The following is a 13,036-nucleotide window of genomic DNA, read 5'->3' on the forward strand; positions in this document are numbered from 1 at the left end:
ACCTAACGCTTGGTTGCCATGTGCATCGGAATAACACGGCCTGAAAGTTGAAGATGGTCGAAAGTTTGAGTGCCTCTTGTACTGTGAAGCAGCCATAACAGTGGTTTGCGCGGTTGAACGGTCAGGGCCAATGCTTCGCCATCGGTAAAATAAATGGTGCCATCAAATCGTTGCTGATTGGCTAATTGAATCGGCTCGTCAAAGCACGTACCGCCACGACCACTAATCTCTGATGGCATATCTCCTTGGTACTGATATTGACGTTTGATCTCGGTGTCACATTCGACAATCGTGATTTCAGCCCCTGCTCGCCAAATATGGTGAACTTCATCAAAAAACAGCTTAAGTTGCTCATCATCGACACTCGCCGAGGTATCTAACGCCACCAGCAAACGCTGATGAGGCTGTATTTTGATGCCCGGTGTCGTGCCGTAGCGTTTTGAAGGTCGGCGAAGCGTATTTTTGACCGAAGTGCGACGACTAGAATTAGCAAACAGTCTTAAAGCACGACGCCAGTTTAAAACCGGATTACGAGCCAAACGAACCTGCTCTAAGATTGCGACAATCGCAGACGGTAAACTGCCGATGGCATGGCAAAGTTCGGTGCGTTGAGCAGCGTTTTCTAACTTACCGTTCAACTGCTGCTCCAACAACCCCTGCTGAGCGTGAGCTTGCTCGTAAACCTCACCCCATGAGTTGTGCTGACTTTGGCTAAGTTGCTGTTGTGTAAAACCATTTTGTAACGGTAATGACATCAGCGCCAAATAGTAATAGCGAACTTCACGCAAAGGAGCCAATGGTGGTTGCCCTTGAGTTACAAGATACTGATTAACGCACTCAAGAGTCATCGCATGAGGAAGAATTTGCTCGGCGAGTAGGTATTGATTCACGACAAGATCCGCCGCGAGATCAAAACGTGCTTTATCCGCATAATCCCCTCTTTGAAAAACGTGTCCTAAGACGAGATGAAGCGCTTCATGCTTTAATGCCCCCACTTGCTGCTGCGGATTCAGTGTTTGCCAATGAGCTAAATCGCACACGAGTTCCACATCACAACTGCCATGCAATTTGATCTCCAATACTGGAGCCAAATTCGGGGAGTTTGTATCACCAGTCGTCATAACTTGCTTTTGTAAGCTAGCAAGATAATGGCCATAAAATGGTTCGCTGAGCATTAAAGAAACGCTCGCTTTTGTCAGAGAGGCATTCAAAGCAATTCTTATAACTGTTTCATTTTTCAGCAATTATCCCTATAATCTCGAGGCTAGTCAAACAATGGCATATAACAAAAATATTACGTTAACATCGCGCTAATTTTTGTTTAACCAATCGTTATCTCTTGGTTGTAGTGTCGATTTTAGTCACGCAAATTTCGTGCGCCCATTCACGATTATCCTCGTTCATGTCGTAGTAAGGAATCATTCATGAGCAAAGTTCTACTCTCTTTTGGTATCGCAGAAAAACTCCAGCATATTTATCCTGACGTTGAAAAACTCACCATTGATACTGAGGACGAGATAGTCAGTTGGCCAGAAGTGGCTAAAGCCTTTCCAAATGTGAAAGCGATTAAAATCCGTGAGGTCGCTAAAATCGCTGAGCAGCGAACCATCGATAGTGATTTCTTTAGCTTATTCCCTGCGCTAGAGAGCTTGATAACCGACAAGGTCGTCGACACCGATTTCACCAATGTAAATCCAAATACCCTCAGCCACCTATCAGAACTCAACATAGGCCGTTCAAGCAGTTCTGACTTGTCGGTTTTAGGCGAATTACCTAACTTAAAAACGCTAACAATCACGATAAAAAACAAAGCACTGCGTTTTTATACCCAAGCAAATTCTGGGCTTGAAAAAGTCAAACTAACGCTATTTAGATACTGCCATGAATTCGATATTGATTTGAGTGCAGCGCCAGTTACAGAGCTAAAAATAGACCACTATGACGAATATCGACGTGATGATGTCGAGGCGATAACGATCAAAGCACTCCACGTGCCTTCCAGCTTATCAAAACTGTATCTTGGGATTAAAACCGCCTCTGCTTTACCGTCAACAATGCTCGATAATGTCTCAAGGCTAGAACACTTCTGGCTGGAGCAAAACAGTGGTTTCTTAAATGAATCTTTATTCGGTAATCTGTCCCACGTGACATACTGCCGTTTAAAGTTGATTGATCTTAACGCCCCTATTCCAAAGGGCTTATTGAGCAATTTAACTGAAATAGAACGACTCTACTTAGAAGTGAAAAACGCCCAGTTCGAGCAAGATTTTATCTCTACCAATGGCTCAATAGAAGAGCTCGAGCTACGCAGTGACAATGTTGACATGACGCCATTATTCAACACTTGCTTACCGAAGCTGAAAACGGCGAATCTCCATTGGCACCATGAACAACCACCAATATGGCTAGCCAATAGCCCTGAACTGACCAGTCTCAATTTACTCTTTGCTGGCGATCTATCAGCACTACCAGAACTACCCGCTCTGACTAATTGCAGCCTACATGCGCCTGTTGGTGAACAACTACCCGCGTTTATCCGTCATAATAGCAACCTTGAAAGACTTAGCTTGTACCATTGTGCCTTCTCAACGCTCGGTGATCTGAATGCGATGACCAGCTTAAAAGAATTTAGGATACAACCTAAAGACCGTTGTGAAAACCAATTGCCCAACGTGGATTCGATTACGGATTTACCCGCATTAGAAAGTATTTACTTAGATATTCATCCAACCAAGATCAATCCAGTTTGGCTACAACTGGCGCCACAAGTCGAACTCAATTTATGGAATGATCATCTGGTCAAGGAGCTTTCGATCTTACGAGGTACGACGCTCACATTTGATCAGTGCTTAGAGTGCGCCAATATTCTCGTCGCGATTAAGAAACCAGCCGAGCTTCCTGCAATGCCTGCTGAGTTTCACTTGGCGCTTATGGCAGCCAAATACAATCGATTTAAAGCGCAACATAAAACGTGGTTAAGGGAAGTTGCAGCGCAAAGCGAACAGCAAAAGCCGCTGGCGCAAGACAGTATTATTTTCATCAGTGGCCGCTGTGCATTTAAAGCCGCAGAGCTTAACCAAAAATCGGCAGAGCTTGGCTTTACTATCAGTAAAAAGTTAGACAATAAGGTAACGCACGTGCTGCTTGGTAGCGCGCCGAAGTCCATCGAGTTACTCGATTTAGAACGTCATCGACTGATCGATGAAACGAGTCTACAACATTATTTCACCCACCAAGCGCCAAAATTTTTGCAGCAAGAAAACAGTGCAGCTATGGGTGATACCGTGTTGGCGATGCTTGCATCACCAGATGAGGCCTCTCATCAGGTCGCGGTACAAATGTTAGAGCAAGGCGGTGTCACCGAAGCAATGCGCCTACCGCTGTTCTTTATTCTAAAAACCACCTCTGACAATAAGCTGCGTAAGCAAATCAAAGAGCTTCTAGCGGGTATGGGCGACGAATTGTTCCAGCTTGCCGTCAATGACCGTATTCTATTCAACACTTGCCAAGGGCTAGACAAGTACGGCCGTCCTATGGGTCAAGGCGTGATGGTCGACAAGCTTAAAAAGCAGAAAAAGAAATGGGGTGATTTGCTGTGTAACCAGTTTGCCAAACTCTATTTTGAGCGTTTTGGCGAAGGCTTAATGTTCCTAATGATGCAAAAAGATACCTCTGCCGAGCAACTTGACGCCCTCGCGACGTTGATTGACGGCGATTGTTTGAATTGGCGACGTGGTGCGGCTTTTGAACAAGCACTTGCGCAGTTTGATGAACATAATATGGTGCACTATTACCGCCATATTAATTGCAGCACAACAGTAAATCACGATAGATTACTAGGCACAGCAAAGACCTACCTGCCAAGCGAACTCACGCAAAATCACACTATTGCCTCGTTAGATTTGGGTCATTGCTTACTTGATACGCTGCCTAAAGGTATTGAACACTATCGCCATGTTCGTCGCTTAGACCTATCGGCCAATGCGCTAACCAAGCTACCGAGTGATTTTGCCCTGTTCAGTGAACTCGAAGAGTTATCGCTAAGCCATAACCACTTCACCGCCTTCCCTGAGGTGCTACTGACATTGAAGAATCTTAAACGATTGGATCTACGCTGTGCCCGTAAGCCAGTCGCCTCTGATGACTACATCTCAACCTACACCTATCAAGGCGGAACCAGCTGTGAAGGCCCTTATCGACCGATTCGTGCCCCGCAGGCATTCCGTGATGCCTTCCCTGATTGTGAGATTTTAGAAGACGCCCTCACGTAATCTCAAAAACGAATAAGCGCAAAACGACGATAACTCAGAATAAAACCAGCGCCTTATCTCATAGGATATAAGGCGCTAAAAAGGAACCCACCAATGAGCCATGCTGAATTAACCGATGACGTACTCGATGAATTAGAAAACCAATATCCCGAGATTACGTCTATTGAATACAGTTGCACTCACAAGCACCCAACCTGGGCGCAACTTGCGTATTCATTGCCCAATCTTACGCGCATAGAATTCGGCTATAAAGATCATCATGACGATGATGAGCTTGAGCCATTAATACTGGACGATGAGCTGTTTACTCATTTCAACAAACTGGAAAGCATTGAAGGCGACAAATACCCCTTACAGTTTACCAGCGCTGCTATTGCTTCCATGCAGCAATTACATACCATTAAGCATGCAAGAACTCACAGCCCAGAAACGCTGACAGCCATCGGCATACTACCTGCTCTTCGCCAACTAAATCTCACCTATGAGGGGCATGCGCCGGGGTTTTTAAGCGTCGAAAGCACTCAATTAGAGAAATGTAGAATCAGGCTCGAAGATACGCATCAGGTCGGCATCGACCTAACTCGTGCGATATCACTTACAACCGTTGATATCAGCAGTGGTATGCCAGGTTATGATGACGATGAGCCAAGTGCACCACTCACACTATCTCCTCTGATGCTTCCAAGCTCTATACAGGACGCAGAACTCTCATTCCGTCATGAAACCCACCTTCACGGTCCGGTGTTGTGCGCTGGAACACAAGCGAAGAAAGTACATATTGAGTGCGACAACATTCACTTCGCCCCCGAAGCACTTGGCTCTGCTGACAAAATTGATTGGTTGTATATTCAAACTCGCCAAGCTCCATCGCTCCCTGATGGTTTATTGGCTAATCTGAAAGATATCCAATCACTCTGGCTATTGCTGTTTGACACACCTGCTCGTTTAGACACCCTGCTGGATGGCCAATCTTCTATACAGAGTTTAAGAATCCACTGCGACTGCTTTAGCATTCAAGATTCGATTACATTACCCGCCCTCACTAATGCTTCTATTAGTGGCTTATCTACGAGTAAACTGGATTGGTTAGCTCAATCAAAAGATCTAACATCATTGGAGATCTCCGCATGCGGCGAGCTAGGTGATGCCGAAATTTTGGCTCAACTCCCTCAGTTATTGACATTGAAACTTGGCCGCTTTGACGCGCAAACACTTCCGTTGTCAGTCCGTCAACATAAAAACCTGACGACGCTAAAGCTACTACAGCCGACTTTAAACGAGATCGGTAATCTTGCCGAAATGAGTCAACTCAAGGCCTTAACGATTGACTTAGCTGATTACCGTCACCCTGTCATGCTATTACCTAACTTGAATGATCTTCACACCGCTTCAACGCTTTCCTCATTCACACTGGGAGTCACCGAAAAACATGATGACTGGGAAAATGCGGTTAATTTAGTGACACTATCAGAGCAAGTTGACTGCGCGATCAATATTCAATACAGAGATACTCGTGCGTCACAATTAACCAAGCAGTTGAGCATATTACAGCTATCACCATTAACTGATGATGAAAAGCGCCACTGCTGGCAGGTATTGTTAGGAGCGCCAAAACCGAAAGATCTTCCTACCGACACGTCTGTGTTAGGGGACAAATTCTATCTGGCGTTCATGGAAGCCAAATACACCCCATTTAAAGCCTATGCCATTAACTGGTTACGTCAAAAAGCGATTTCAACAGTAGAACAACGTCCACTGAGCGCTGACAGTGTGTTGTTTGTGAACGGGAAAATTCCATTCACCGCGACAGAACTCAAAGCCAAAGCCGACGAGCTTGGTTTCACCATTAGCAAAAAATTAACCGACAGCGTCACTCATGTCGTTTTAGGAGCCAATCCTAAAAATACTGCTGCATTAATGGCTAACTATCTGTTCATTGATGACACGGCACTCAAACAGTGGTTCGAACAAGCTGCGCCGCAATTTTTGCAAACCAAAGGCAGTGAAGCCATGATAGACGGTGTTCTTGCCATGTTGAAGTCACCCGATGTTGCCAGCCATCAAGTCGCAGTTCAGATGTTACAGCAAGGTGGTGTCACCGAAGATCTGTTCATTCCGCTATTCCTTATTCTCAAAACCACCAGCGACAAAAACCTGCGTAAAGAGATTAAAAAGCTGTTAGCAGGCTACGGCGATGAACATTTCCAAGTAGCGGTACAAGACAGAATTTTCTTTGAAGACAATTTGCGTGGTTTAAACTGGGAAAAGATACCGACTGGTGAAGGGCCAATGTACCAAAAACTCAAAGGGTTACCAAAGCGTTGGGGTCGCGAGTTGATCATCACCTTTGCCAAAGCCTATTTCGAGCGATTTGATGAAGGTTTACTCTGGGTATTGAGCCAGAAAGAAGAATGTGCCCAGCATCAGGCCATTATTGATGAGCTGATTGAAGGTGAGCGCTTAAACTGGCATAAGGGTTGTGGCTTTGCGCGTGTACTACAAGGGGCCGATGAAGAACGCTTGACCGACTGCCACCGTTATCCAGATATTTACATGCAAAACAGCCACGATCTTGATAGTGTCAAAACGCGTTTACCTACTCAGTTGCCTACGAGACAAAAAATCACTGAATTGGACATGCATAATTGCTTCTTGGCCGATCTACCCGCCAATATTGAGCAATATGTAGATGTCACAACACTCAATCTACACTTTAACCATATCTCTAAGCTGCCTGCCAAATTGAGTAAATTAAATAAGCTTGAAGTGCTTGATCTGTCATACAACCACTTTGAAGAATTTCCGGCAGTGCTCTTCAAACTGAAAAAGCTGAAACAGTTGGATCTTCGTCGTGCTAGCGCGCCGATATATCATGATGGTTATAGTCAACGACATGGCTATGAGCCAATTCGCGCTCCGCAAGCATTCCGTGATGCCTTCCCTCACTGTGAGATTTTAGAAGATGAATAAAATATCCCTACTGCGTAACATGGTTGTAGTTACACTATTTGCCCTACTCGCAGGTTGTAGCAATCCCCAAGTAGACAATGCACAAAATAAACGGGTATTGGTTGTGGCTGGGGATGGCCTTAACTCAAGCTACGATAATCCTAATGCCAATGCCTTCTTTCATGAGGTAAGCAAAACCTTTGCAACCAAGCTTGGCTCAAAGCTGGAGGAATTTGGCCTTGAATCGTACTTGTTTGTCAGCAATAACGCAGATACTTATAAAGAGCAATACCAAAAAGTCATCAATAGCGTGCTCTCAGAAGGGATGATTGACGGCATTGTTCAAGTTAAAGTGCTGCATACCAAAGACGCAACGACTAACGAAATCGCCTTATATGCAACCTACTTTCCAACCGAAGCTTGGTTAGAAAACTGCAACGTGAAAAACATGCAAACTTGCCGCAAAACGACAAGATTAGCGAAAGCGGGTGAGATGAAATACTCGATTACCGATGAGAAAACCGGCGAGTTTAACCAAACACCTATCGATGAGACGGTGACTAACATGGCACTATTTGTCTATCGCGCAGAGCAGTAAAGAGATCATTAAACGGCTAACCAATAAAAAACGGGCATGATGCCCGTTTTTTGTTGATTCACATTTTAGCTATCTTGCTGAAAATTATTATCACTGAGTCGCAGTAAATCGTGAGCATAGTCGAGCATTTTGTTTACACCAACCAGCTCAGTATGGCCTGCAATCTCTTGATAAAACTCCGTTGGATTAGACAGGCTATGTTGACGTTTTTCGCTAATCAATGGCGTGGATGTTGAGATGCACATGCGCCCTTGGTCATTGATATCAAGTGTTGGATAATCAAATTGCTGCCTAAGTTCGATTAATCGGTCAATCACGGCTGGTTTCAGAACTCGCGCCGCCGTTAATGCCTCTTTTGACCGCACGGTGTAGAAACGATTGAATGCTGTTGATTCACTATGGTAGTCAACGCCCTTATAGCTTGCCTTCTTATAACCGTTAATCGTCAAACTACTCGCATACGGAAAATCGAGTAAGATACCGTATCGATTGTGCACTTCTTCGGTTGTTGTACTTTGATAACCACCGCCACTGGTCGACTTTGTCTTATTTTTAGTCACTGTATATTGAAAATGAAACAGACGAAATGCGAATTTACTGCCCGGTTTTTGGTAGCGACCTTGGCATAGCAAGACTATTTTTCCGCTGTTCCCGCCTAAGCGAAACTCATTAAACTGCTTGGCCAGCGATTTAACGTTATCAGCATCTTGGCCTTTAATTTCAGTTAACTCATTGTTTATCAGTGCATCTCGCAAGAATATTCTATCTGACATTGGCTTACGCCAGTTGGCTCGAAAATAGAGCCATCCCCATAAGCCAATGGTCAGCAGAAACACCAGTACCACGAACGTCAGCTCTTTATCAAACCGATAGTCTGAAAAGCCAAAGCTGATAAGGGCAATTAACTCTTCAACTGCATTCCAAAATGTTTTAGGCCAACGAGGCACATACATCACCACCACCGCCATCAACGCACTGAGCAGCAGTAAGTTTAAGCCTGCCGAGATCGGATAGATGCCTCTATCATAGAGGAAGTTCATGGCTATCACCGCCCATATCACAGGCATCCAAAAGCCAGCATCATCAATCAGGTAGTGGGTTATGTAGCTTACCCACTCAAAGTCATTATGAATAAAGATCAAGAACAGTAACAGCGCACAAAACGCAGTTAACAACCACTTAAGTGCCTGCAAAGTAGGATCGCGATAATTCAACGGCCCAGAATGGGTTTCAACATGCTTAATCAGTGTAAGCAAATCGTCTTGAGTGGTTGCCGATTCCACATCATCGCGAATTTTATCGATATTGCGGGTAACAATACGGTTACTGTGCATGACTAAAGCCTATATAACTGAACCAATGACGCCTTAAACATATCTCAACATGAAAGACTAAAAGTTGGGTTTATATTCAAACCCTGCTTGCGCTTCGCTATCCGTGAACGTTTGTATTTTTTCTTTACGTAGCAGCATATTATTAACGATTGAACTCGGGAACATTTCAATCACATTATTAAAGTCTTCCACATTGGCGTTAAAAATACGTAACGCGGCACCAATATGCTCTTGCTGCTCGCTGACTTCAGCCATGAGCTTTAGATATACATCCGATGCTTTGAGCTCTGGGTAAGCCTCTACGGCAACCTTTAAACCCTGCATTAGCGACTGCATTTGTTGCTCTGCTGCCGCCAGTTGCGCGGTATCAATACCGGCACTCGCATCCATCGCTGACAAAGCCGAACGCAACTCAGTCACCTTGCTCAGTACATCTGATTCGTGTAGGCGGTACTGTTCTACCAACGCTTCTACTTGAGGGATAATTTTGTTTTTTTGGCGCTCTTGGGTCAGAACTGATGCCCACGCACGCTCTACTGCGTTAAACTTGGCAATAATGGCGTTATATTGCATCGCAATAAAGCCTGCGACTAAAACCACAATCAAGACCAATAACACACTTATATCCATGATTCTTTCCCTTTCAATTACGTCGAATTAACTGTCCGACTTAAAATTATTATCGTTATAACGAACAAGATCGGTAGCGAAACCTAATATACGTTTCACCCGCACAAGTTCGGTATTCTTAGCAATTTCTTTATAAAACGTCGCCGGGTTTAATAAACTCTGCTTTGGTTTTTCGACAATCAATTTACTTGATGATGAGATGCAGATGCGACCATGACGATTCACCTCAATCGTCGGGCTAATACATTTTTTCTCAAACTGCATGATACTCGCGATCACCGCTGGTTTTAGAAACAAAGCTGCGCTAATCGGATCGATTGATTTGGTGTCAAATAGCTTATTGAAAGCGTTCGATTCTGTCTCATATTCCTCGCCTTCGTATTTGCCTTTTTTGTAGCCATCAATGCTTAACTCAGACTGATATGGGAAATCTAAGATAATACCGTAACGATTGTGTATTACGTCTTCATTTTTAGATTTATAGCCGCCCTTGCCATCTGAGACCATCTTGGTCTTTTTTTCAGTAAACTCGAAGTTAAACAGATAGTAGTGTAAGTTTTGCTCTTTCCCTTGATCTTGCCATTGATGCTCACCTTCACAAAAACTGAGGAGATCGCGCGCGCCATTACCAAGGTGAAATTCTTTAAACTGATCTTGTAGATAAGCCAACGAAACCGCGGGATCTTCATCGATTTCTTTCAATTGATTATCAAACAACGCATCAAGGTAGAAAATACGCTCTGAAAGGTGTTTACGCCAGTTGGCACGGCTATCTAACCAAAACCACACCGCACAAGAAGTGATGGTCAGCCAAAGCATAAAACTAAACTGACGCTCATCAATATCGCCCATTGAAAGCACATAGCCAAAGCCATACATAAACGCCCAATAGCCTTCGTTCCACACTGGAAAAAAGAACACAACTGACGCCATTACACCGGCCAATAATGGTAAATTGAATTTTAAGGCAATGGGATACCAGCCTTTTTCATAACCATAGTTGAAGAGCAAGGCCAAGCTAACAATAGGAAGCCACACGCTAGACCAATCAATAAGATAAATGGCAACGAAATCTGCCCATTCGTAGCCAAGTCGGAGGAAAATGAAAAGAAAACCTAATACATTGGCAGCGATTAAAAACCACTTCAACCCGTGCATAATAGGGTCTTTATAATCGAGAGGCCCAACATGCTGCTCGACATCTTTAATAACAGCCAAGAGATGGTCTTGAGTCGTTGCAGCTTTAACATCTTGACGAAGTTTCGCTATATTTTCGGTGACTAACCTATTTTGATGCATCCGATGCCCTTGAAATTTATGTAAAAGCAATCTCTTAGAGAAAATAAGCGGGCACTATGCCAGAGATTATTAAATTAACAAGTGATCGACATCACCGTTTATATGCAACGTTACTTATTTCAACTCAATGGCTTCAATAGCAAAGCCGATCGGGGATAACTGCCCGGTTGCTTTCGCTTGAGTGCCTGCTTCAATGACTTGCCAATAGGCTTTATTTTCTAAACAGATCGATCCTGAAAATTGCTCTAAGCGCACCGAACCTTTGCAATTTTTACTGTAGTAATCGCGCGCCTTGTCGGCAAAGACAATATCCACTTGGGCGGGTTTGGCGTCTAAATAGTGCCAAATACTCGCACCACCGAGCATCAAACCACACGTCAGCATCAGGTTCCCTACGACTAAGCCAAACATTTGTCTTGGTAGACTTTGCCCCATCATTTGTGCACGTTCACGGGTTTGTTTTGACAGCATTTTGGGTAACAGCATGGCGCCACTGACTAGATAGACCACCGTAGCGACTGGCCATATTTGATCGAACACTTCATCTTGCCAAACTAGGTCGGAGAAAAAGAACAGCGATAAAAGCCCCAATACCGCAAAGATCACCACACTGAGAGCCATGATATTGGCCGCTTTTTCCAATAATACGGCAGGTGGAAAGTATTGCTCGATAAACGCATTTTTACCCAAAGTCAGTATCTGTTCGAGATAATGTTCAAGCTCACAACGCGCAACTTGCCCGAGTTCTTTATCACGCAGTTTACCGCTCGCGTTCTCATAACTTAAGGTCAGTAACCCACTCTCTTGATCAACCAGGTGATAACTCAGATAAATGCGGCTGTTGCTGACTTTCGCCTCTGCGACGAGTAGCGGTAACACCACACCCTGTTCATCCGCTGCCGATAAATCCACCTCTACGCCCTGTAAGAGGTCGTTAAGTGCAGGTAACAAGGCTCGTCGGCTCGTGATCACAGGTGAATGGCGAGTTTGCTCATCATCTAGATGCAAAGTTAGCGACTGAATATACATGGCTAAAATGCCCCTTCTAATAATGCACTGAACGAATTGTCGCTTTCACCTTGCCAGATGTGCTTGGCTTTATTGCCATCATATTGCACCTGCGCCCGCGCTTTTTCCTGTGGAGTCATGTTCTCAGCCGCTTGTTTAACCACCGCAGATGCACGTGAGAAACCGTTTTTACGTGCGTAGCTCGCCCAAACATAAGCTTGCGCATATTGACCATTATTGAGATACATCACTGCTTGATTATGTTGGGCGACAGGCAAAGATTGATGCGCTGCTTTTTGTTGCCAGTACTGGGCAAGCTGAGCATTTTTTGTGACGTAATCACCCAGATGATACATAAGGCTGAGGTAGTACTGCGCCAGTGGGTGATCAGAGTTCTTACTGAACCACTGATAAGAAAGCTTAAAGTGATCGTTCACCGTGGTGTCGTAATAATAGAGCGTCGCTAAGGTAATTTGGCTGGGCACATCACCTTGCATGGCGGCTGGCTCAAAAAAAGCACGCGCTTGGGCATATTGCTTATCGCCCATTAAGGTAAAGCCGATCTGACGAGCTTCTTCTACCGAGACTTTTTCGGCATATCGTTCAATGCCCGAGAGCTGGATACCGTCGAATTTGAACAACGAAAAGACAAATGCCACGACAATAGTACCGATGATGGTGATTCCGGCACTTTTCAGTTTATTAACCACAAGAACTCATTATCCATATTGATAAAACCGCTAAGCTATTAAGAATGAAACATCATCATAACTCATTGTTTATCTAGCTTTATTTTATAAGATGCCATCTTATACGGCCAGAGCATAACATGCCACCAATACGCGTAATTTTACCCCGTCGTGTGATCAAAAATTTGGCATCTGCTTTTTATTCAACTAGTGAAATGGTGATCAATCTGCTATAAAAACGCCTCATTTGTTGAGGAT

General features: G+C 44.2%; 9 protein-coding genes. 3 read left to right on the top strand and 6 right to left on the bottom strand.

The annotated features are described in order from the left end of the window. Window positions 1–2 precede the first annotated feature (2 nt). The gene (locus RH86_RS10295) at window positions 3–1,175 is read right to left on the bottom strand and encodes a VWA-like domain-containing protein (RefSeq protein WP_009386124.1); all 1,173 of its coding nucleotides are present in this window, start codon (window positions 1,173–1,175) and stop codon (window positions 3–5) included. A 249-nt stretch (window positions 1,176–1,424) separates the two neighbouring features. Between RH86_RS10295 and RH86_RS10300 the strand changes: the two genes are divergently transcribed. The 3 genes from RH86_RS10300 to RH86_RS10310 all read left to right on the top strand — a co-directional run bounded on the left by RH86_RS10300 (window position 1,425) and on the right by RH86_RS10310 (window position 7,818). Beyond that, window positions 1,425–4,271, top strand: coding sequence for a leucine-rich repeat domain-containing protein (locus tag RH86_RS10300; RefSeq protein ID WP_009386125.1), 2,847 nt, complete (start codon window positions 1,425–1,427; stop codon window positions 4,269–4,271). Between the two features lie 93 nt (window positions 4,272–4,364). Beyond that, window positions 4,365–7,241, top strand: coding sequence for a BRCT domain-containing protein (locus RH86_RS10305; RefSeq protein WP_009386126.1), 2,877 nt, complete (start codon window positions 4,365–4,367; stop codon window positions 7,239–7,241). After that, on the top strand, window positions 7,234–7,818 hold the full coding sequence (locus RH86_RS10310; RefSeq protein ID WP_009386127.1) for a hypothetical protein: 585 nt from the start codon (window positions 7,234–7,236) through the stop codon (window positions 7,816–7,818). Before RH86_RS10305 ends, RH86_RS10310 begins: the two co-directional genes overlap by 8 nt. Before the next feature lie 65 nt (window positions 7,819–7,883). Here RH86_RS10310 and RH86_RS10315 read toward each other — a convergent pair whose 3' ends face one another. The 5 genes from RH86_RS10315 to RH86_RS10335 all read right to left on the bottom strand — a co-directional run bounded on the left by RH86_RS10315 (window position 7,884) and on the right by RH86_RS10335 (window position 12,799). Next, window positions 7,884–9,152, bottom strand: a complete 1,269-nt coding sequence (locus RH86_RS10315; protein ID WP_009386128.1) for a DUF3137 domain-containing protein — start codon at window positions 9,150–9,152, stop codon at window positions 7,884–7,886. 57 nt (window positions 9,153–9,209) lie between these two features. After that, the gene (locus tag RH86_RS10320) at window positions 9,210–9,782 is read right to left on the bottom strand and encodes a LemA family protein (protein ID WP_009386129.1); all 573 of its coding nucleotides are present in this window, start codon (window positions 9,780–9,782) and stop codon (window positions 9,210–9,212) included. Window positions 9,783–9,809: 27 nt separating this feature from the next. After that, window positions 9,810–11,081, bottom strand: a complete 1,272-nt coding sequence (locus RH86_RS10325) for a DUF3137 domain-containing protein (protein ID WP_009386130.1) — start codon at window positions 11,079–11,081, stop codon at window positions 9,810–9,812. Between the two features lie 114 nt (window positions 11,082–11,195). After that, window positions 11,196–12,110 carry a hypothetical protein gene (locus RH86_RS10330; protein ID WP_009386131.1) on the bottom strand — a complete coding sequence of 305 codons (915 nt, stop codon included), beginning with the start codon at window positions 12,108–12,110 and terminating at the stop codon, window positions 11,196–11,198. Window positions 12,111–12,112: 2 nt separating this feature from the next. After that, window positions 12,113–12,799: a tetratricopeptide repeat protein gene (locus RH86_RS10335; protein ID WP_009386132.1), complete on the bottom strand. Its 687-nt coding sequence runs from the start codon at window positions 12,797–12,799 to the stop codon at window positions 12,113–12,115. Window positions 12,800–13,036 lie beyond the last annotated feature (237 nt).

Origin of the sequence: Vibrio sp. N418 (genome assembly GCF_000222565.1) — a bacterium.
Lineage (GTDB): Bacteria > Pseudomonadota > Gammaproteobacteria > Enterobacterales > Vibrionaceae > Vibrio > Vibrio scophthalmi.

Bases quoted from the DNA above. Each gene is read 5' to 3' on its own strand.
- RH86_RS10300 (WP_009386125.1), top strand. From the start codon at position 1,425: ATGAGCAAAGTTCTACTCTCTTTTGGTATCGCAGAAAAACTCCAGCAT.
- RH86_RS10325 (WP_009386130.1), bottom strand. From the start codon at position 11,081: ATGCATCAAAATAGGTTAGTCACCGAAAATATAGCGAAACTTCGTCAA.
- RH86_RS10310 (WP_009386127.1), top strand. From the start codon at position 7,234: ATGAATAAAATATCCCTACTGCGTAACATGGTTGTAGTTACACTATTT.
- RH86_RS10305 (WP_009386126.1), top strand. From the start codon at position 4,365: ATGAGCCATGCTGAATTAACCGATGACGTACTCGATGAATTAGAAAAC.
- RH86_RS10315 (WP_009386128.1), bottom strand. From the start codon at position 9,152: ATGCACAGTAACCGTATTGTTACCCGCAATATCGATAAAATTCGCGAT.
- RH86_RS10320 (WP_009386129.1), bottom strand. From the start codon at position 9,782: ATGGATATAAGTGTGTTATTGGTCTTGATTGTGGTTTTAGTCGCAGGC.
- RH86_RS10330 (WP_009386131.1), bottom strand. From the start codon at position 12,110: ATGTATATTCAGTCGCTAACTTTGCATCTAGATGATGAGCAAACTCGC.
- RH86_RS10295 (WP_009386124.1), bottom strand. From the start codon at position 1,175: ATGCTCAGCGAACCATTTTATGGCCATTATCTTGCTAGCTTACAAAAG.